The sequence below is a fragment of the Pectobacterium wasabiae CFBP 3304 genome, assembly GCF_001742185.1.
Classification (GTDB): Bacteria; Pseudomonadota; Gammaproteobacteria; order Enterobacterales; family Enterobacteriaceae; genus Pectobacterium; species Pectobacterium wasabiae.
The window spans coordinates 374,992-394,260 of the sequence record NZ_CP015750.1 but is presented as its reverse complement, the minus strand read 5'-3'; the positions used below and the strand labels follow the sequence as shown (position 1 = coordinate 394,260).

Below are 19,269 nucleotides of genomic sequence, written 5' to 3'. Positions count from 1 at the left end.
GATTTTGCGGAGGAATGTTGGGTATTGGCGGGGGAATTATTGCGATTCCGATTCTGGGCGTGCTGTTTGGGATGGATCAGCATATGGCACAGGGAACCGCGCTGGTGATGATTACGCCTAATGTACTGATTGGTTTTTTACGCTATCGCCAGCGTAATCGTATTGATACGCGGGTGGCGTTGACGATGTGTCTATTCGCTACGGGATCTGCCTACCTTGCGGCACATATTGCCTCATCGATTGATGTTAACAGCCTTCAGCGCGCGTTTGCCATTTTCCTGCTGGTGCTGGCGGCATACTATATGTGGCAGTGGTATAACAAGAAGCGCAGTCAAACGTCGGAGGTTGTGCTGTCGACCCACTATTTGCCGTTACTCGGCGTAGCGAGTGGCTTTATGTCCGGCATTTTCACCGTCGGCGGTGGGTTGGTAGTGGTGCCTGCGTTGGTCACGCTATTTGCCTTTGCGCAAACGCAGGCCCAGGGAATGGCGCTGATACTCGTGGTGCCGGGGGCATTGGCAGCGCTGCTTTCTTATTCGCAGGCGGGTAACGTTGACTGGAATATCGGTTTGCCGCTGGCTCTGGGGGGATCGTCAGCGTCTCGTGGGGTGTCGCGGTTGCCCACAAGCTCCCTGTCGTTTATTTGCGAGCTGCGTTTTGCCTGGTGCTGGTCGGCGTGGGAATCACCATGCTGTTGTTGAGATGATCGCCCAATCAAAGCATTGCCGCGTTGCAGGCGTAATATATCCGTCGCTAAGGCGAGAATAATTGCCAACAATACCACGTTACAATCGTAAATATGGCGCGTTTGTTTTATGATAGTGACGCTTGCACCTATTAGATTTCAGAGGCTGGCATTGGGAAGAGGGAGTGTCCTAGTACCTATTTTCTAGATACGTGTACCCAGGGAGTCACGTGTATCTTGATTCATGTTATATGGGACGGTTTTATCTTTTCAATGAAAAACGTGTAAACGTTTTTCATTATGCTATTGCATGGGAAATAATCGGTGTATGGATATGATGATTAATTAAATAAAATAGGTATTGATATGTTGAATTTTTTTTATAAGGATATAAATCAACTACTTCGTGGCGGGTTGGTAGTGGCGGTAATTCTATTTGGCGGGGAATGGCTGAAGAATGCATCATTAACATATTTAAATGTGGATTCCTCTCTGTTATATAACGTGTTGTTTTACTCGTTTCTGGCTATATGGGTTTTTGTTATTCTTAGATCTTGTGCGAAAGTGTTTTTTTTGCTTTCAACAAAAAAAGAAAGTAATGTTTTGTCTGTAGGGATCAATCGCAATGCGAAATATCCTTGTCGAGATGAAAAAGATGCGCTTTTAGTCAGAATAAGTAGCCTTTATTCGATTACCTCTGTTGGGGATGGCGAGAGTAAAAAATACCCTAATTTTGTTAACTGTATAGAAGAGTGTAATCTATCGGAGCCTGATGCAGTAGAAGGGATTAAACTGGCACTTTCTTCAAGCTATGATATTAATACTAGCGGTGGGCTGACGCGCTTCATTGCTGATTTATTGGATGAACAAAACTACAGTAAACAGCGTAATGAAGATTATAAAAAGCCGCTGTCGCATTTGTATCAATTAGCGGAGAAAACCGGTGCTCATCTTAAACCGGTTAGTGAAATAAATAATTTGACCGCTGCATTTAATTTACAGCGAGCTGCATTATTAATGCGTAGCGGCGTAACCTGTGGTTTTTTATCCATAGAGGAATGGGATTCCTTGAAAGACGACGTGGTTCGTTTGATGGAACAAGAGTTCTCTTCTATCGATCAATTCATTCATGATTATATGCTGGCCGTTTATCTATTTCATATGGATGGTTCGTTTAGTGCATTTATGATTCTGGAACGGTTATATGGCCTCGCTATATTTCAGGAACATGATTACCTGTCGTGGAATGCCGCAATGCTGAATAATCCTTCGCTGTGATTGCTTTTCATTAGGGTACGTGAAGGTCAAGAATAGAGCGGGGTTTATACTCCGCTTTATTTTTATCGTCGGTGCTGTATTGGGGGGAGAATCAGGCAAAGGGGAAAATGGGGCGTATCACTCTCATCCTGTGTTCCTATTTACCTCTTTCAATTCATACCTATTAAGCCTAAAGTTTTCAGTGCTTTCTCCGTTGATAGATAGGTAGGAAGTTATACGGTCAAACTGAATGGTTCCTCAGGTTCCTGACTGTTGCCGGAACGGCCCGAGTGAAGTTGGGTCGATGTCCCCTCTGAAGCCCAATCTGAATAAGGCGTGATGTATGAGTCTCGTGAGCTATCTCGGAAAGCAAACTCTCGGTGTACTGGCGGGTTATAAGCAGGATGGTGTGGTCATCCATATTTGTGGCGTTTACCCCAATGCGGATAACAGTCTGCGCGTTTTTTTCCCGCACGGACATGAATTTGTCGTTGGCGATCTGGCAACCATTCACCTTGATAACCGCTCTGGAGTTGATGAATTTGATGCCAATATTCAGGTCTATCGCGCCTCTTACAAAGGGCGGGTGGTCGTCAGCGAAGGCGATTGGGTGGTGCTGGAACCGAGAGAGTGCCAACTCCTGCATGGTTTCACGCCTGCGCTGAATATCCGTGAACCGGGCTATCAGTTTCCACAAGACGATCGCCCATCAATGCCTGTGCCTCTGACATCGATGGTGGATTTTCCGCCGACGGAAAAGCAGGATTTCTCCAATAAGGTTGGCGTATTAATCACTATGGCCGCCGAACAACCGCATACCACGGTGCTGGCGTTCCTCTCATCCGTGGATAACGATATCTTTCTGATTACGTTCCCTGAAACGTTTAAATCTCAGTTGCTCAAACGTAATCCGCACTGCTTTTTTGCGATGGATGAGCGTAGCCATTACACCTTTGAGCGGGCAATCGAGTGGAACTACACCATTATCGAAGGGGATGCGTTTATTATCGCACGCGACAATCCACTCTATGAAAAGGTGCGTCATGAGTTCGTCACTAAGAACCCGTGGGAAATCGCCTTTTTCACACGCCCTGACGTTGAGGTTTATCATATTAAAAGTAAACAACTGGTGTGCCCTGGAAATACACAGACGCTGCGTTAACGTATGAAAATAAATAAACGGGATAGTGATATCCCGTTTATTAGCTGTGGGTAAATTACGCTTATAGCGATAGGTCGATCACCATACGGCCGGTGATTTTCCCGCCTTTCATTTCGGCGAAAATGGCGTTGATATCTTTCAGCGGACGGCGAGTGACCTTCGGTTTCACTTTTCCTTCGGCCGCAAACTGGAACGCTTCTTTCAGATCTTCACGCGTGCCGACCAGTGAACCCAATACCTGAATGCCATCCAACACCAGACGCGGAATATTCAGATCCATGGATTCCGGTGGCAGGCCGACGACGACAATGCGCCCGCCTGCGCGAACGGAATCCACGGCAGAGTTAAATGCTGCGCGTGCAACGGCGGTGACCACGGTCGCATGTGCGCCGCCCACTTTTTCCTGAATGATCTTGGCGGCATCTTCTTTGGCTGGATTGATGACCAGATCTGCCCCCACTTCTTTGGCAAAGGCTAACTGTGCGTCATTCACATCAATCGCAATGACTTTCGCATTAAAGACGTTTTTGGCATATTGCAACGCCAGATTACCCAATCCGCCCAGGCCATAAATGGCAATCCACTGTCCCGGTTTGATTTGCGAGACTTTCACCGCTTTGTACGTTGTCACGCCCGCGCAGGTAATGCTGCTGGCAGCCGCAGAATCCAGACCATCCGGTACTTTTACCGCGTAGTCGGCAACGACGATGCATTCTTCAGCCATCCCACCATCAACGGAATAGCCCGCGTTTTTTACCTCGCGACACAGCGTTTCGTTACCGCTATTACAATATTCGCAGTGGCCACAACCCTGATAGAACCAGGCGACGCTGGTACGATCGCCGGGCTTCAGTGATGTCACTCCGGGGCCGACTTCTTTAACGATACCAACACCTTCATGGCCGAGTGTGATACCGGCAACATCGCCAAAATCACCGTCTTTGACGTGCAGATCGGTATGGCAAACGCCACAGCATTCCATTTTTAGCAGTGCTTCTCCGTGCTGGAGGGGGCGCAGTTTTTTGTCCTGAATCTCAACAGAGTGATCCTTCGTAACGATGGCTGCTTTCATTAGTCTTCCTTTTACTGAATGTGTTATTGGGGTTAATGTATTATGTTCTACCTATAGAAGAGTCTACGGGGATTGGCAAGTTGCTTAATCAGGAATAGGTTAATTTTATTACAAAATGAGAGGTGGCGCGGTCAGGGGAGATCATCACTGGAACGTGATTTACAGTAATTTTTCTGATGTTTTAGTGAAGGGGACGCATCCATGCGGCCATATTCATTGGTATGATGTTATGTCGGGCTACAGGGCTTTTTCTTTTGGTTCCAGAGCCCATTCTACTTTGCCTTTACCTGTGGTTTTAGCTTGATAAAGAGCAATATCCACCCGTGTCATAAAGTGTTCGGTGGATTCCTGCGGCTGTTTTCTCCCTGCGCCAATACTGACAGAAAGGTGTTGCATATTCTTAATGATGATCTTGTTCGCATTCTTTAACACCTTTATTGCCAGCGCCTCTGCCTGAGCCTGTGTCCCGGTATACAGAATCATCGCAAACTCTTCGCCACCGATTCGGGTTGCCACGACTTCACTGTTATCTAAACGAGAAAGAATATGGCCGAATTTGCTCAGTATTTCGTCACCTTTCGTGTGCCCATATCTATCGTTGATAGTTTTGAAATTGTCGATATCAATAATAAATAAATAGGGCATTTTCGCTTCGAGATTTTTTAATTCATTAATAAAAAAACGGCGATTAGGGAGTCGTGTTAGTTCATCGCTGAATGATTGTATTCTTGCTTCGACATATTTATTGTTAATTTTCTGTATCAGGATATAAACGCCAAAACCTACGCTAGATATACCAATGATTTTAAATAGATCTTCTAAATAATACCTGACCCATTTGGGTTGTAGAATTATCTCATCCATAACATCGAACATTGCTGAGCATGTCCAGATAATGAATCCGTAACGTATATATCGTTCGGATTTATGACGGATCGATATTTTACTGGTGCTGGAAATAATAAAAAAAAGAATAATAAATACAAATGTATCAATATACAATCCTGGGTGTTTTATTAATTCCTGTGGTGTGTAAAGGGGTTCGAAAAGCAAGAGGTTAAAAATAACGATTAATATTGATAATAAGAAAGTAATTTGTATGCAAGACGTTTTTTTTGACCGTTTGTCAATTAAATCATGAACATATTTTGTCAAAGGCATAGAAAAATCCCCTTTCCAACACAAGGCACCGTACTATGAATAGAATTAAGTTTAGTGCCATTTTGGCAAGATGAAGGGATGTTTTTAAAGAATTTAGATGCACAGACAGTTTGTTATGCTCGTGGGATGGCTTAATATGGTACTTACGTATTTTTCTGCGGCTGCACGGCGCAACAAGAGGGGATAGTCGCTTATGAGTAGACCGCTTTGTCCGATCAACGACGGGCCTGTGGTGAATGAGTGGATGTCTCTCATTTCATCTCGATGAACTTACTCAGGTAAGTGATTCGGGTGACTACGTGCAGCTAACGTACAGGTATGTAACTCGACGTATGACGAACCTATTTATCTTCGTGGTCGGCGATGGAATAACATAACGCAGAAAATCTGCGGTGAGTAGCATTTTATTTGGTAAATGTTTGTTTGTAAGGCATGTAAATTCATCGCGGTGGATTGTTTTATAAGTATATTCTTAACGTCTCTTTAATAATTCACGTAACAATTTGTGTTTGATATTTTATGCACGATAATTATTTAAATTGAAAGTAAGTTCGTTTTTTTGTGATGCTGATTGGTGATGAGATTAATCTTGGTCATTGATGAAGGTAAGAAATGGTACAATTGATAGTTTTATTTTTTGAATATATCCGTTCTCTCTGTTTACGCTTTTTCTTACCGGAAAGATATTGTTTTAGAAAACAGCATCAAGAGGCTATCCCGTATCAGCGTAGCATCAACATCTATGATAAATACTTTGGGGGGCGGATATTGATGGGGAAATTTACTATCGCAGCGAAAAACATGAAAGTGTTGATACCAAGACGTTCCTATGTTTCTCTTTCACGCTAGCCGAAGATAAGCACGATTTTATATTTATGGTAAGCCAATTCCGATATTTCCCCCTGATGTGAAAGTAAAGAATATTAATTTTTTTGTCCGATAAGGTTGTGACGGATAAAAATCAGGCTGGTTCGTGAATATTGGTCGGAATATTAGACGGAATTAGCGGGGGGAAGACCAGGGTAAAAGGCAATGCTATTTCTGATGGCGTCAATACATGGCAATGTTCTGACTTTACGTCAGGAAATGAAACTATGTGCACTACAGTAGCAGAACAAGAAAAAATAACAGGCAACGCAATGTTAATGTGGGCGAATACGGTATATGGCGTATTCGCCCGCTGATGTCTTTACCGATTAGAAATCGGTTTTCAGTACGACGCGGTAGCGGGCTTTGCCGTCACGCACGTGCTGGATAGCATCGTTGATTTTCGACATCGGGAACAGTTCCGTCTGCGGCTTCACGTTGGCGCGCGCGGCGAGCTTCATCAGAGAGCGCAGTTCATGCGGTGAGCCGGTAGAAGAACCGGAAACGCTGCGGTCGCCTGCGATAAGTGTAAAGGCCGGAACGCTAAATGGTTTCATCACTGCACCAACGGTATGGAACTTCCCGTTGTAAGCGAGCGCGTTGAAGTAGGGCTGCCACTCCAGATCGACGCTCACGGTGTTGATGATGAGATCGAACTGGCCAGCTAGAGCAGTTAGCGCCTGCGGATCGCGGCTATTGACGACTTTATCGGCCCCCATCGCCAGCACCTCCTGCTCTTTGGACGGATTAGAACTGAATGCGGTGACTTCACAACCCATCGCGTGCAGGAGCTTAATCGCGATATGCCCCAGACCGCCGATACCGATCACGCCGACACGGCTGGTCGCGGTGATATGGTGCATTAATAGCGGTTTGAAGACGGTGATGCCGCCGCACAGTAGCGGACCTGCAGATTCGATATCAATGGAATCAGGAAGCGGGATAGCCCATTGCCAGTTTGCGCGAATTTTATCGGCAAAACCGCCTTTATTCAGGATCGTCGGCACGCTGCCTTGCTGACAATTGGTTTGGCTGCCGCTGATACAGGCATCGCAGTGCCCACAACTACGTGCCGTCCAGCCAATGCCGACGCGCTGACCGATCTTTAATCCTTTGTTCTTTGCGGCTTCGCCCAGTGCGTGTACATGACCAATGACTTCATGCCCGGCAACCAGTGGATAGCTCGATATTCCCCATTCGTTATCGATCATCGAGAGATCGGAATGGCATACGCCGCAGTATTCAACCACGACTTCGACGTCTTCTGCCTGTAGTGCTCCCGCATCAAACTCATACAACTCCAGCGCTGCACCTGCTTTCGGCGCGGCATAACTCTTGATTATTGTCATCACATTTTCCTCAGTATGGGTTTTATTAACCAGTCTAAAGGGTTATGGCGTTTTTCTCTATGTTACAACGGCCTGTGGTTTTTCATTTCCCATCATATTGTTGAAAGATGCTTGAGTCTTTTAAAAGCGTATCGCCGGGTTGCTACCCGCTATGAGAAAACAGCCAGGAACTATCTTTTGCTCGTGAAATTAGTCTGTATCCGACTTTTTATCAGAAAATGAGGTTATTTATTAGGTTACGTAATTTTCAATCAACATCATAATGTTGTTTATTTTTTGATGTTGTAGAAGACTTGGCAATACGTTAGGAATAAGTATTATCAATACCGTACCTTGTGCTAAAGATTTTGGTATCTGAAATAGATAAGTCATCACCGGGAGCGTTATCAATTATCTGAAGGCCACCGCCCTCAGTTCCAGAGCTAGTCCAAGCCAGATTAAAATCTGGCATAGCTGAAAACATGATCACAGACACAATATATACGAATGTTATTGTCAGGCGAAAAATGAATCTACCTTAGCATTGAATTCTTCAAATATCTAATTTATATAAAATTGGATATATAACAATAACCACTTGATCTATATGGTTAAGGTTATGTTTTACATTTTGTAAAAAGTGTTTTTCATCATATGAGTTCGGTAATGGATATACACGATTAACCCGATGCTTATACTGGTATTAACTTAACCCGTGAGCAATGTAGGTAAGATCATGAATCTGAGTAAAACGCTATACGACAAACATATTGATTCACACACAATTAAAAAGTTCGATAATGAAGGCAATGTTCTTTTATATATTGATCGTTCAATTTTGAATGAATATACCAGCCCGCAGGCATTTAGTGGATTGCGTGAAAATGACCGTATGGTCTGGAATCCAAAATCTATTCTGCTTAACGTAGATCATGTAAATCCGACTCGCCCATCACGCGATCTGCTCATGACGGACCCTGGCGGCACGTTGCAGGTTAACTACTTCAGGGAGAACAGCCAGCACTTTGATATTGAATTATTCGATGTCATGGATAAACGCCAGGGTATTGAACATGTGGTCGCGCACGAGCAGGGCCTTGCCATGCCCGGAATGATTATTGCTGCAGGGGACAGTCACACCACGACTTATGGAGCACTGGGCGCGTTTGGCTTCGGCATTGGAACCTCCGAAATTGAACACCTCTTGGCGACGCAGACCTTGGTATATAAGAAACTCAAGAATATGCGCGTCACCCTGGAAGGTACTCTCGGCCTGGGGGTAACTTCAAAAGATGTCATTATGGCGCTTATTGCACGCATTGGCGCAGACGGTGCTACCGGTTATGCCATTGAATTTTGTGGAAACGTCATTGATAACCTGAGCGTTGAAGCACGCATGACTATCTGCAATATGGCCGTAGAAGCCGGTGCGCGAGGTGCATTTATGTCACCGGACGACAAGGTATTCGCGTATCTGAAAGATACCCCACGAGCCCCGAAGGGCGAGATGTGGGATAACGCGGTTACCAACTGGCGGCAGTTGCGTAGCGATCCTGATGCAACATTCGATAAAGAGATTTATATCGACTGCTCTACAGTAGAACCTTTTGTTACCTGGGGAATTAGTCCCGACCAGGCCGGTGCAATCAGTAGTTCTGTTCCGGATCCAGAAATTATCTCGGACGAGCAAAAGAGAAAAGATTATTTCACTGCCCTGAAATACATGGATCTAAAGCCAGGAACGCCTTTCACTGAAATTAAAATTTCCCACGCTTTCATTGGGTCGTGCACCAACAGTCGTATTGAGGATTTACGCGAAGTTGCAAAAGTTGTTCAGGGTAAAAAGTTGGCTTCACACGTGCGCGGCATGATTGTTCCTGGCTCTTCCCTTGTTCGTGAGCGAGCGGAACAAGAAGGTCTGGCTCAAATCTTTATGGATGCTGGTTTTGAATGGCGCCAGTCTGGTTGCTCCATGTGTCTGGCCATGAACGAAGATGTTCTGTCCCCAGGAGATCGCTGTGCCTCAAGTACCAACCGCAATTTTGCCGGTAGACAGGGCGCGGGTTCACGTACACACCTTATGAGTCCGGCAATGGTTGCAGCCTCTGCAATCGCTGGTCATTTAACCGATGTTCGCTATTTTACCGGGGTTTAATGATGGATACGTTTAAGAAAATTTCAGGACTGGCCGCTCCAATGCTGGCTGCTAATATCGATACTGACGTCATTATGCCTAAACAGTTTCTTAAAGGTATTGATCGGCAGGGGCTTGATAAAGGCCTTTTTTACGACCTGAGATTTAATGCTGATGGCACTGAAAATCCAGATTTCATTCTTAATACACCTCAATGGAAGGGTTCAAAATTCCTGATTACCGGACCAAATTTTGGGTGCGGTTCCAGCCGTGAACATGCTGTATGGGGGATGAAACAATTAGGTATTCGTGCCCTGATTGGCACTTCTTTTGCGGGAATATTCAATGATAATTGCCTACGCAATGGCGTTCTGACTATCACTCTTGCGGAAGAGAAAATGAGTGAACTGGCTAGGATTATTTCCCACATTGAGACAAATGAGATCTTGATTGATCTTGAGAACCAGATCATCAGTACCGAAAAAGAAGATTTTACATTTAATGTAGATGAACTGAAGAAGGAGATGCTGGTAAAAGGTCTGGATGCAATTGGCTTAACATTATCCTTTAGGGATGAAATTATCCAATTTGAAAATGAATATTATTCGGAAAATCCATGGCACAGAGTAAGCTGAAAAGCTTGAGAGTGAATAATGAAAATAGCTAATTTTAAATTAAATGGTAAACACAAATTTGGTATTGTGAAAGGAACGGGGATAATTGATGTCAGTGCGATATACGGCAATAAGTATCCATCGCTGAAGACATTTCTGGAAAATGAAGACATCTCTGAATTAGCAGGAATATCTACAGATAAGATAGATTATAAAATTGATCAGGTTGAGTATCTTCCGGTTATTGATAACCCCACCAAAATCATTTGTGTGGGGATGAACTACTCTGAAAAACGTGCTGAGTTCAATGAACTCAATCCAGAACCTACTTTATTTGTAAGATTTGCTGACTCACAGACAGGACATCTTACTTATATCAACAAGCCTGCTGAGTCGCATGAGTTCGATTATGAAGGTGAGCTAGCGGTTATCATCGGTAAAACATGCTTCCATGTTTCTGAAGATGATGCACTTAATTTCATTGCTGGATATAGTTGCTACATGGATGGTTCAGCCCGTGATTGGCAACATACCTGGTATACTGCGGGCAAGAACTGGCCTAAAACTGGCGGGTTTGGTCCTTATCTGACGTCGAAGGATGAAATTCACGATCCGCATAACCTTTCAATCCGCACCTTCCTGAATGCCACAGAAGTGCAGAATGATAATACGAAGAATATGATTCATAAGATACCTTATCTTATTGCATATATTAGCACTTTTACCCAACTTAGTCCTGGGGATGTAATTATAACGGGTTCCCCAGGCGGAGTCGGTAAAAAAAGAACACCACCTCTTTTTTTGAAAGAGGGTGACTGTATTGAAGTAGAGATTGAAGGTTTAGGACGTCTGCGTAATCATATTCGCGAAACAATAATAGCTTAATAAATATAAATACTAAAAATAACACTTATCTCATTTGGGATAAGTGTGTACCCTACGTGTTATACAGGTGAATATAATGAATAATATTCAAGAAGAGATTTTGTCTAAATGTGATGATGCATCTGGACTAACTAATTCAAAAAAATTCTTTTTTTCTAAAGAAATTTGTTCCATACCTGCTCTGTTTTTTTTAGTTATGTGTATTATTATCGGTGCGGCTGCATTTTTTGGCACGTTACCAAAAAATATGATTGGTGGTCTTGCAATTATAATGTCTCTGGGGTTTATTCTTTCAACTGTAGGGAAAAATATCCCAATTATAAAGGATATTGGTGGCCCGGCAATTTTCTGCCTGATGATTCCATCGATTCTGGTTTTTTACCATTATATTCCTAAGAACGTGCTGGATTCTGTGCATGTTCTTATGAAAGATGCCAACTTCCTGTATTTTGTCATTGCTACCCTTGTCGTTGGCAGTATTCTCGGAATGCATCGTGTTATTCTGGTACAGGGTATGATCAGAATGTTTGTACCGCTGGTTGTCGGTACTGTAACTGCGGTAGGCGTTGGCCTGATGGTTGGAGAGTTGGTTGGTTACAGTATGTACCATACCTTCTTCTATATTATCGTTCCGATAATTGGTGGCGGTATCGGTGAGGGGATCTTACCTCTTTCTCTGGCTTACTCTTCCATCCTTGGCACCACGCCGGATATCTACGTTGCTCAACTGGTTCCTGCCGCAGTCATCGGTAATATTTTTGCCATTGTTTGTGCTGGCTTCCTGGCAAAATTAGGTAGCGTCAAACCTACGTTAAGTGGTGACGGGATGCTCATCCGTACTGCTGAAGATAATGCGATTTTCAACAACCTTGGCTCGGAAGGGAATGGCAACACAGATTTCCCATTAATGGGCGCTGGTTTGCTGGTAATTTGTTGTTTCTTTATTGTGGGTGGACTGCTTGAAAAAATCCTACACATCCCCGGACCGGTACTGATGATTGTCCTTGCCGTTATCTGCAAATATATTGATATCATTCCTCACCGTATGATTGATGGCTCAAAATCTTGCTATAAGCTCATTTCAACGTCCCTCATCTGGCCTACGATGATCGGCCTTGGAATGCTCTATGTACCACTGGAAAGCGTTGTTGCGGTATTCTCATTAGGTTATGTGGCTGTGTGTGGTTCAGTTGTGCTCTCAATGGCGATGGTGAGTTTCTTTATGGCGAAATACCTCAACATGTATCCGGTTGAAGCCTCGATAGTGACAACTTGCCATAGTGGGTTAGGTGGCACTGGTGATGTGGCCATTCTGTCTGCTTCGAACCGTATGGGACTTATGCCATTTGCTCAGATTTCCACGCGTATTGGTGGCGCTTTTACCGTAATACTTGCAACGATGTTATTAGCCGCATTTTCCTGATATTTGTATAAATAAACAGCTACTCTTGTGGCTGTTTATAGTTTTATGTCTCTGAAATACTCTTCAAGGAACTCAACACATCTCTTGGTCTTCAACGAGTCGTCTAATTTGGTGGGGTAAACGGCCCAGACAGATGCTTGCTCATAATAATCAGGAAGAATATGAATAAGCTGTTTGTTTTCAATGTATTTTCTGGCATCCCACTGACTTCTGTATGCTATGCCGTGGCCAGCCAGAGCCCACTGCATAATTATCTCACCATTGTTGGATGATAGATCCCCATTAACACGTACAGTTTGCAGGTTTATCCCATTGTAAAGCCGCCACAGCCCAAATGTCTGGCCTTTTTCCTGCAAAAACAGACAACTATGATTAGCCAGTTCCTCAGGAATGGTTGGCATATCTTTGTCTGCAAAATAATCAGGTGAGGCACAGAGTATCCTTTTATTATCTGCAATTTTTTTCGCATAATATCTATCGTTAAAATTCTCTCCAACCATGATTTCCAGATCAATGCCTTCCTTTATTAGATCAAGCTTTGTATCTGTTAGCGTCAATTTTATTTTTAAGTGTGGGTTATTTTTTGAAAAAGAGGAAAAAGGTTGAGCCAGATGATTCTTTCCGAATCCAAATGAACTTGAAATATGAAGATTACCCATTACGTCATTTCTGACATCCTGGATTTGCTCGATAGAATTTCTTGCACTTCTTATTAATTCTTCAGCTTGAACTCTGGCTACTTCACCTGCGCTTGTAAGCCTTATTTCACGAGTATTACGATGAAATAACTTTACCCCCAAAACACTTTCAAGAATGTTAATTCTTTTCGTGATATATGCATTCGAAAGACCCAGTTCGACAGCGGCAGCGGAAAAATTACTGGTTCTGACCACGGTCAAAAAAACGTTAAAATCTTCGATCTGAGGCCATTTGTTTTTCATTATCGTCATACAATCCAACAATATATAATTCTTAAATTATATCGCATTATATCAATACGTAAAACTGCTGAACTGCGCGATCCGTATCTTGCTAAATAACGTCCCACATTACCGTTTCACTTTAGGCAAATTGTATTGATTACCGGATCAATCTCAGCGTCGACCATTCTATCCCTGATCCTCAGTATGGGTTTGATAAATCAGTCTAAAGGGGGATGGCGTTTTTCTCTATGTCACAACGGACTGTAGTTTCTCATTTTTTATCGGTGGTGGAACGAGACGAACTGGCGCTTGCTTTACGGGGGGCACTTACTTATGCTGCAAAGCGTAAACACATGACTCGGGGTGCCCTTCTTTGTGAAGGCTGAGAAATACCCGTACCACCTGATCTGGATAATGCCAGCGTAGGGAAGTCACGGTATGCCCCACCGGTTGCCGCCTTCTTCCACGCCGGTTGGGAGACCTATGAGCACGCAACCCGCCGACTTTTCTGCCGCTCAGGCAGCAACCTCACTCACTCAATTTCGTTCTGCTTCACCGCTGGTACACTGTTTGACCAACGATGTAGTGCAATCTTTTACTGCTAATGTGTTGTTGGCGTTGAATGCATCGCCCGCCATGGTGGTCGATCCCGATGAAGCCGCGCAGTTCAGCGTGATGGCGGATGCGCTGCTGATTAATGTTGGTACGTTGGAACGCACGCGTGCCGAGGCGATGCGGGCAGCCGTAAGCAGCGCGTATCAGGCGGGAACACCGTGGGTGCTCGATCCGGTTGCCGTAGGCGGTTTGACCTTCCGTACTGAATTTTGCCGGGAATTGCTGGCATCGAAACCAGCGGCTATCCGCGGCAATGCGTCTGAAATCATGGCGCTTTCTGGGTTAGCCGCACAGGGGAGGGGCGTGGATAGCGCCGATGATTCCCTTGCCGCGTTACCCGCTGCGCGCGAACTGGCTCGGCAGGTGGGGACGATTGTTGCCGTGACCGGCGCGGTGGATTATGTCACGGACGGTGAGCGCGATATGGCGGTAGCCGGCGGCGATAGCATGATGACACGCGTGGTCGGTACAGGCTGTGCGCTGTCGGCGGTGGTCGCGGGATTTGCTTCTCTGGAAGGTGATCGCTTATCCCATGTGGCGGCGGCGTGCTATGTCATGGCGTTAGCGGGGCAGCAGGCGGCCTTGGCGTCGCAAGGTACGGGGAGTTTTATTCCCAACTTCCTCGATCGACTCTATACCCTGCATGCGGAGGATCTGGCATGAAGCGTATCAATGCCTTGACGATTGCTGGCACCGATCCGAGTGGTGGTGCGGGGATTCAGGCGGATTTAAAAGCGTTTTCTGCATTGGGCGCTTATGGCACGTCGGTCATTACCGCGCTAGTGGCGCAAAATACGCTCGGCGTGCAGTCCGTCTACCGAATTGAGCCGGATTTTGTCGCGGCACAGTTAGATTCCGTGTTGAGCGATGTGCGCATCGACAGTGCCAAGATTGGGATGTTGGCGCAGACCGATATTGTCGAAACCGTTGCCGAGCGCTTGCGCTATTACTCGGTCCCTTTCGTGGTGTTGGATACCGTGATGCTAGCGAAAAGTGGCGATCCGCTACTCGCGCCGGAGGCGGTGGAGTCGATCCGCCGTGAGCTGTTGCCGCTGGTTTCCCTGATTACGCCCAACCTGCCAGAAGCCGCCGCATTGCTGAATACGTCACCTGCCACCAATGAACGGGACATGCGTGAACAGGGGGAAGCACTGCTGGCGATGGGCTGTCAGGCGGTGTTAATGAAAGGCGGTCACCTCAGTGAAGCGGAAAGTCCAGACTGGCTGTTCAGCCGACAGGCCGACCCACAGCGCTTTAGCTCGGCGCGCGTGGATACGCGTCACACGCACGGCACGGGCTGCACGTTGTCTGCCGCGCTGGCTGCGCTGCGACCGCGTCACGATAGCTGGAGCGAGACAGTTAAGGTAGCGAAGGACTATTTACAGCAGGCGTTACAGCAGGCCGACACACTGGAGGTCGGGCACGGAATCGGTCCCGTTCATCATTTCCATCGCTGGTGGTAAACATTGCATACCCTAAATAATTCGAGTGGCGTGACAAAACGTTAGCGTTTTGAACAACGCTCTGCGTTGACCCTTTAGGGCAAGGCCCATTTATGGCCTTGTAACGCGGCAATCGCGCGACAAATTGGTTTTAAACCGATTTGAACAGCGCTAGCGCTGGCCCGAAGGGGGAACCTCATTTATGAGGTTCATTAATCCCCAGGAGCTTACTCAAGTAAGTGACCGGGGTGAGTAAGTGAAGCCAACGCACACGCCGCTTGAAGTATGATGGGTATAAGTAAATCGACTTGTACTTTGCGTGACATCTTTGTCAGTAATTTCAAACTAAATTAAGTGTATTTCGGCGTGACAGTGCAGGGGCATCCGGTTACTTTGCTGTGAAATCTTGGTGTTAATGTGAAATAGGGTGTGGGGATAACATATGGCAGGTTCTGCTCGCAGTGCAATGGCTGCCAAGGCGCTTCAGACGATACTCAATATCGGCCTGCTGGCGCTGGCGACCATTCTGGTGATTTTTTTAGTCAAAGAAACGTTTCATCTGGCGAAGGTGCTGCTGATCTCCAGCGAGAAAGATTCCTCCTATCAGTTGATAGAGGGCATTGTGATTTATTTTCTCTATTTTGAGTTTATTGCTCTAATCGTGAAGTATTTCCAGTCCGGCTATCACTTCCCACTGCGCTATTTTATCTACATCGGCATCACGGCCATCATTCGCCTGATTATTGTCGATCACAAAAGCCCATCGGATACGCTGGTGTATTCAGCGGCGATCCTGCTGCTGGTGGTGACGTTATACCTGGCAAACAGTAATCGCCTGAAGCGGGAATAATCAAAACGCGTCGTTATTCCAACAGCGAGCACTGAGGCGGCAGTCGGCAGTAGATCGCTGCGGGAAGCACCTCGATGCGGAAGCGTTTGGCAGTAAGTGGCTCGCCGTCCAGATTAAACGTCATATCGTCTGGTGCGGTGATCTCCAACCAGGGCAGGGTAGCGGAAATCATGTTCTGGTTTTCGCTGCCGGTAAACCAGGCCTGAAGCATATTGGGCAGTAGCTCGGTTGCTGACAGCACGCTCAGTTCCAGCAGCCCATCGTTAACCAGCGCCTCCGGGCAAAGCTGCTGCCCGCCGCCTGCCTGACGGCCATTCCCCACCGCGATAACCAGCGTATCGCCTTCCCAGTGAAAATCCGGCCCGCGAATCTCACAGCGTTCGGCTTGCAGCATGTCCATGCGAAAGAGCGCGTGTAGTACGTAAGAGGCGCTCCCCAGCGCGGCCTTCATCTTGGCGGGGGTTTCCGTCGTGATGCGTGTGGCGAACCCGCCCGTTGCCATGTTGATGAAGTAGTGGCTGTCGTTGACTTTGGCGATATCAATCGCGGTAGCGCGGCCTTTGATCGCCAGCGTCATCGCATTGTGCATCTCCATCGGAATCTGACAACTGGTGGCAAAATCGTTGGCCGTGCCCAGTGGCACTATCCCCAGACACGGACGAACCGCTTCCGGTTGCATGGCTAGTGCTGTGGCGACTTCATTGACGGTGCCATCGCCTCCGGCGGCGATCACATTATCGACGTTGAGCTGGATTGCCTCTTCCACGTAGCGCTTCACATCACCGTATTCCCAGGTGACGCGGACATGCAGCGTATAGCCGTCCTTGCGTAGCTCACCGATGGCTTCGCGAAGTTCTTCATTACCCGCGCTTTTCCCATTCAAAATCAGCAGTGTGATTGGATTTTTTTCCATGGCGTCTTTCTCTGGCTGCGATGTTGCCGTTAATACAGAAACGTTGCAGTTAATCATAGTCATTAAATCGGGAGGTAGACATCAGAAGAATCGGTGAATATACCCGTCATACTTCAAGTTGCATGTGCGTTGGCTGCGTTCAGTCACCCGAATCACTTACCTGAGTAAGCTCATCGGGATTCCCTCTCTTGCCGCCTTCCTGAAACTCGAATTATTTAGGGTATATTTGAGGTGGGAAATACGTGATCGAGAGAAAAAGAAAAGCCAGCTCAAGGGAGATTGAGCTGGCCAAGGAGGTGGTTCCTAGTAGTATCACTACGCTTATTTTTCGTTCTATGTTTTCTCAGCGACGCAATATTAACCACAAGGCTAGCGAATTGATGTGATCTGTTTCTAATATTCGTTAAAAACCCTGAGCTTTGTAACGATACCTGATGACTTTCTATGCTACTTGCGGCTATGAACGGGAAGGTGGCGGGAAGCGCCGCCGGATGATTGGGGCATCCGGCGGTCTTACTGATTATTCTGCGTTAGGGTTACGCGTGGTGGTGCCTGGCAGATTGCGCAGCAGTAGCGCGTAATCCAGCGAGACGTCATCCGGTACTGGCAGATAAACGATATGGCCGTTACCCGGCGCAACCTCGGTCGGCTGGCCTTTGGTATTTTGCATGGCTTCGATGGTGAACTGAATATTGCCGTTTGGCGTCATCATTTCTACGCTGTCGCCGCAGGAAAATTTGTTCTTCACCTCGACTTCCGCCAGCCCATCGCGGCGCACGCCAGTGAATTCACCGACAAACTGCTGACGATCGGAAACGGAATAGCCGTAGTCGTAATTCTGGTAATCTTCATGCACGTGACGGCGCAGGAAGCCTTCGGTATAGCCACGGTGCGCCAGACCTTCCAGCGTTTCCAGCAGTGTCGGGTCGAACGGCTTGCCCGCGACGGCATCGTCGATGGCGCGGCGATACACCTGTGCGGTACGAGCGCAATAATAGAATGACTTGGTGCGTCCTTCGATTTTCAGCGAATGAACCTGCATCTGCGTCAGGCGTTCAACGTGCTGGATCGCACGCAGATCGCGGGAGTTCATGATGTAAGTGCCGTGCTCGTCTTCAAATGCGCTCATGTACTCGCCGGGGCGCATATTTTCTTCCAGCATAAAGACTTTATCGGTCGGTTCGCCGATGCCCAGTGCGGGCTCAACATTTTTCACCGCGATAGGTTCGTGCTGATGAACGATGTTCCCGACCTCGTCCTCTTTGCCTTCCTGAACCTTATATTCCCAACGGCAGGCGTTGGTGCAGGTGCCTTGATTCGGGTCGCGTTTGTTGATGTAACCGGACAGCAGGCAACGGCCGGAATAGGCCATGCACAGCGCACCGTGCACGAAGATCTCCAGTTCCATATCCGGGACGTTCTGGCGGATTTCTGCAATCTCTTCCAGTGACAGCTCGCGCGACAGAATCACACGCGTCAGCCCCATCTGCTGCCAGAATTTCACCGTGGCCCAGTTAACCGCGTTGGCCTGAACAGAAAGGTGGATATCAATTTGTGGGAAGTTTTCACGCACCAGCATGATCAAACCTGGATCGGACATGATCAGCGCATCCGGCCCCATTTCAATCACGGGTTGCAGATCGCGCAGGAAGGTTTTCAGCTTGGCGTTGTGTGGCGCGATGTTAACGACCACGTAGAATTTTTTGCCCAGCTCATGCGCTTCATTAATGGCTTGCGCCAGCGTCTGATGGTTGAATTCGTTATTGCGCACGCGCAGGCTGTAGCGAGGTTGACCGGCATAAATCGCGTCTGCGCCATAGGCAAAGGCGTAGCGCATATTTTTCAGCGTACCGGCCGGAGAAAGCAGTTCCGGTTTAAACATGGTATCTCTCGATTCTGATCACAAGTCAGGCTGCTCCACGGTGGGAACAGTAAAGG

General features: G+C 46.7%; 15 protein-coding genes, 2 pseudogenes and 1 riboswitch. Of the genes and pseudogenes, 11 read left to right on the top strand and 6 right to left on the bottom strand.

Annotation, left to right across the window (positions count from 1 at the left end; all coding sequences use genetic code 11):
- The first annotated feature begins 14 nt into the window (after positions 1-14).
- The 3 genes and pseudogenes from A7983_RS01825 (at position 15) to A7983_RS01815 (ending at position 3,104) form a co-directional block, all read left to right on the top strand.
- Positions 15-706: pseudogene (locus A7983_RS01825) on the top strand (sulfite exporter TauE/SafE family protein).
- A gap of 345 nt (positions 707-1,051) precedes the next feature.
- Positions 1,052-1,963: a DUF1266 domain-containing protein gene (locus A7983_RS01820; RefSeq protein WP_005970113.1), complete on the top strand. Its 912-nt coding sequence runs from the start codon at positions 1,052-1,054 to the stop codon at positions 1,961-1,963.
- Positions 1,964-2,285: 322 nt separating this feature from the next.
- Complete coding sequence (locus A7983_RS01815) at positions 2,286-3,104, top strand: hypothetical protein (protein WP_005970111.1); 819 nt, start codon at positions 2,286-2,288, stop codon at positions 3,102-3,104.
- Positions 3,105-3,165: 61 nt separating this feature from the next.
- Here the strand turns inward: A7983_RS01815 and adhP are convergent, their stop codons facing one another.
- The 3 genes from adhP to ahr all read right to left on the bottom strand — a co-directional run bounded on the left by adhP (position 3,166) and on the right by ahr (position 7,553).
- The gene (adhP, locus tag A7983_RS01810) at positions 3,166-4,176 is read right to left on the bottom strand and encodes an alcohol dehydrogenase AdhP (RefSeq protein WP_005970110.1); all 1,011 of its coding nucleotides are present in this window, start codon (positions 4,174-4,176) and stop codon (positions 3,166-3,168) included.
- 237 nt (positions 4,177-4,413) lie between these two features.
- Positions 4,414-5,337 (bottom strand): GGDEF domain-containing protein, encoded by a 924-nt coding sequence (locus tag A7983_RS01805; protein ID WP_005970108.1) that lies wholly within the window; start codon positions 5,335-5,337, stop codon positions 4,414-4,416.
- Between the two features lie 1,196 nt (positions 5,338-6,533).
- Entirely contained in the window at positions 6,534-7,553 is a 1,020-nt protein-coding gene (ahr, locus tag A7983_RS01800; protein ID WP_005970105.1) for an NADPH-dependent aldehyde reductase Ahr, read from the bottom strand.
- Between the two features lie 96 nt (positions 7,554-7,649).
- On the opposite strand from ahr, the pseudogene A7983_RS24105 reads away from it, so the two are divergent.
- The 5 genes and pseudogenes from A7983_RS24105 to A7983_RS01780 form a co-directional block, all read left to right on the top strand.
- Positions 7,650-7,775 (top strand): annotated as a pseudogene (locus A7983_RS24105) (IS5/IS1182 family transposase); the annotation flags it as partial.
- Positions 7,776-8,268: 493 nt separating this feature from the next.
- Complete coding sequence (gene leuC / locus A7983_RS01795) at positions 8,269-9,687, top strand: 3-isopropylmalate dehydratase large subunit (protein WP_005970104.1); 1,419 nt, start codon at positions 8,269-8,271, stop codon at positions 9,685-9,687.
- A gap of 2 nt (positions 9,688-9,689) precedes the next feature.
- Positions 9,690-10,301, top strand: a complete 612-nt coding sequence (leuD, locus tag A7983_RS01790) for a 3-isopropylmalate dehydratase small subunit (protein WP_039478161.1) — start codon at positions 9,690-9,692, stop codon at positions 10,299-10,301.
- An 18-nt stretch (positions 10,302-10,319) separates the two neighbouring features.
- Positions 10,320-11,165, top strand: coding sequence for a fumarylacetoacetate hydrolase family protein (locus A7983_RS01785; protein WP_005970102.1), 846 nt, complete (start codon positions 10,320-10,322; stop codon positions 11,163-11,165).
- A gap of 76 nt (positions 11,166-11,241) precedes the next feature.
- The gene (locus A7983_RS01780; RefSeq protein ID WP_005970100.1) at positions 11,242-12,588 is read left to right on the top strand and encodes a 2-hydroxycarboxylate transporter family protein; all 1,347 of its coding nucleotides are present in this window, start codon (positions 11,242-11,244) and stop codon (positions 12,586-12,588) included.
- 35 nt (positions 12,589-12,623) lie between these two features.
- Here A7983_RS01780 and A7983_RS01775 read toward each other — a convergent pair whose 3' ends face one another.
- Entirely contained in the window at positions 12,624-13,529 is a 906-nt protein-coding gene (locus A7983_RS01775; RefSeq protein ID WP_005970099.1) for a LysR family transcriptional regulator, read from the bottom strand.
- 331 nt (positions 13,530-13,860) lie between these two features.
- A riboswitch (TPP riboswitch) is annotated at positions 13,861-13,957 on the top strand.
- Positions 13,958-13,994: 37 nt separating this feature from the next.
- Between A7983_RS01775 and thiM the strand changes: the two genes are divergently transcribed.
- From thiM to psiE, 3 genes are all read left to right on the top strand, one after another.
- Positions 13,995-14,789, top strand: coding sequence for a hydroxyethylthiazole kinase (thiM, locus tag A7983_RS01770; protein WP_005970098.1), 795 nt, complete (start codon positions 13,995-13,997; stop codon positions 14,787-14,789).
- On the top strand, positions 14,786-15,589 hold the full coding sequence (gene thiD / locus A7983_RS01765) for a bifunctional hydroxymethylpyrimidine kinase/phosphomethylpyrimidine kinase (RefSeq protein WP_005970097.1): 804 nt from the start codon (positions 14,786-14,788) through the stop codon (positions 15,587-15,589). The genes thiM and thiD overlap by 4 nt, the downstream gene beginning before the upstream one ends.
- A 421-nt stretch (positions 15,590-16,010) precedes the next feature.
- Complete coding sequence (gene psiE, locus A7983_RS01760) at positions 16,011-16,418, top strand: phosphate-starvation-inducible protein PsiE (protein WP_005970095.1); 408 nt, start codon at positions 16,011-16,013, stop codon at positions 16,416-16,418.
- Between the two features lie 13 nt (positions 16,419-16,431).
- Here the strand turns inward: psiE and yegS are convergent, their stop codons facing one another.
- Positions 16,432-17,331, bottom strand: a complete 900-nt coding sequence (gene yegS, locus A7983_RS01755; protein ID WP_005970093.1) for a lipid kinase YegS — start codon at positions 17,329-17,331, stop codon at positions 16,432-16,434.
- Positions 17,332-17,851: 520 nt separating this feature from the next.
- Positions 17,852-19,213, bottom strand: coding sequence for a prephenate-dependent tRNA uridine(34) hydroxylase TrhP (gene trhP / locus A7983_RS01750; protein WP_005970091.1), 1,362 nt, complete (start codon positions 19,211-19,213; stop codon positions 17,852-17,854).
- Positions 19,214-19,269 lie beyond the last annotated feature (56 nt).

What these genes read in the sequence shown, in the direction of transcription:
- A7983_RS01820 (WP_005970113.1), top strand. Translation starts at nt 1,052, where the DNA reads ATGTTGAATTTTTTTTATAAGGATATAAATCAACTACTTCGTGGCGGG.
- A7983_RS01815 (WP_005970111.1), top strand. Translation starts at nt 2,286, where the DNA reads ATGAGTCTCGTGAGCTATCTCGGAAAGCAAACTCTCGGTGTACTGGCG.
- adhP (WP_005970110.1), bottom strand. Translation starts at nt 4,176, where the DNA reads ATGAAAGCAGCCATCGTTACGAAGGATCACTCTGTTGAGATTCAGGAC.
- A7983_RS01805 (WP_005970108.1), bottom strand. Translation starts at nt 5,337, where the DNA reads ATGCCTTTGACAAAATATGTTCATGATTTAATTGACAAACGGTCAAAA.
- ahr (WP_005970105.1), bottom strand. Translation starts at nt 7,553, where the DNA reads ATGACAATAATCAAGAGTTATGCCGCGCCGAAAGCAGGTGCAGCGCTG.
- leuC (WP_005970104.1), top strand. Translation starts at nt 8,269, where the DNA reads ATGAATCTGAGTAAAACGCTATACGACAAACATATTGATTCACACACA.
- leuD (WP_039478161.1), top strand. Translation starts at nt 9,690, where the DNA reads ATGGATACGTTTAAGAAAATTTCAGGACTGGCCGCTCCAATGCTGGCT.
- A7983_RS01785 (WP_005970102.1), top strand. Translation starts at nt 10,320, where the DNA reads ATGAAAATAGCTAATTTTAAATTAAATGGTAAACACAAATTTGGTATT.
- A7983_RS01780 (WP_005970100.1), top strand. Translation starts at nt 11,242, where the DNA reads ATGAATAATATTCAAGAAGAGATTTTGTCTAAATGTGATGATGCATCT.
- A7983_RS01775 (WP_005970099.1), bottom strand. Translation starts at nt 13,529, where the DNA reads ATGAAAAACAAATGGCCTCAGATCGAAGATTTTAACGTTTTTTTGACC.
- thiM (WP_005970098.1), top strand. Translation starts at nt 13,995, where the DNA reads ATGAGCACGCAACCCGCCGACTTTTCTGCCGCTCAGGCAGCAACCTCA.
- thiD (WP_005970097.1), top strand. Translation starts at nt 14,786, where the DNA reads ATGAAGCGTATCAATGCCTTGACGATTGCTGGCACCGATCCGAGTGGT.
- psiE (WP_005970095.1), top strand. Translation starts at nt 16,011, where the DNA reads ATGGCAGGTTCTGCTCGCAGTGCAATGGCTGCCAAGGCGCTTCAGACG.
- yegS (WP_005970093.1), bottom strand. Translation starts at nt 17,331, where the DNA reads ATGGAAAAAAATCCAATCACACTGCTGATTTTGAATGGGAAAAGCGCG.
- trhP (WP_005970091.1), bottom strand. Translation starts at nt 19,213, where the DNA reads ATGTTTAAACCGGAACTGCTTTCTCCGGCCGGTACGCTGAAAAATATG.